This window comes from Photorhabdus antumapuensis (assembly GCF_020387775.1).
Lineage (GTDB): Bacteria > Pseudomonadota > Gammaproteobacteria > Enterobacterales > Enterobacteriaceae > Photorhabdus > Photorhabdus antumapuensis.
On sequence record NZ_JAHZMK010000104.1, the window covers coordinates 586 to 1,444 of the forward strand.

General features: G+C 35.0%; 1 protein-coding gene and 1 pseudogene. Both read right to left on the reverse strand.

The annotated features are described in order from the left end of the window. Positions 1-427 (reverse strand): annotated as a pseudogene (locus KZ793_RS22455) (tail fiber protein); the annotation flags it as partial. Between the two features lie 186 nt (positions 428-613). Then, positions 614-859: hypothetical protein (locus KZ793_RS22460; protein ID WP_225817286.1), on the reverse strand; the 246-nt coding region annotated here is incomplete at its 5' end.

An 859-nucleotide genomic window follows, 5' to 3' on the forward strand; every position in this document is an offset into this window, starting at 1 on the left:
ACATCACAATCATTCCTCTGGGAAGTACTTTGTTGGGATCAATACTGACACCACTTGAATTAACCGTAATACCGTTACCTGCTTTGACTGAAACACCATTATTATTAGCGTTAATCCCATTGTAAGGTTTAATTGCTAACGCTTTTTGATCAAAATGCAGTCCACCAGTTGAATTAACAACTGTCTGCAAAGCTCCATCAGCTGTCAAACTCAAACCATCACCTGGCTCTCCTGATTGTCCGGGTGCTTGCCCGGTTGCTTTGCGGCCAATATCAGCAATATTAATTAGGTCTGCATAATCGGTTTGTAATGGAATACTACCTTCTTTAAAACGATTTTTTAAATCATCGGCTGAAGGACCCGTTGATTTAATGTTAGTGTTTTTTAAATTGGCTTCTGAATTATACGGATTATATTCTTTTTCCATTTATATCACCTTTTGTGTAATGTTAAATGATTATGGGCTTTTCGTTTTAATGAAATAAAAATTAGGAAAAATACTTAAATTAATGTTTATTTTGATAGTGTTATTTTTATTCTTTATCATTACAGATTAAATCTGAGATTTTTTAATCGATATTTTCCTATATTCATGATTAAAGTCAGAGTTTATTCAAATTTTTCCTCCAGTATAAGGCACATACACTAACTGATTACTAATAATCACTTCCGTATTCCATTCTGTGCCAGATTCACCAATTACTTCAATACGTTGCTGTGCGGTAGCAATTCGCATATTACCAATACCTGTTGCAGCAGAAGGTAATCTTCCTAGGGTTAAAGTTTTTAAAATATGGTATGCCTCGTCCCCTAAGGGAGCACCATTATTTTGCCAGCGCTGATAGGTGCTGGCAAAATC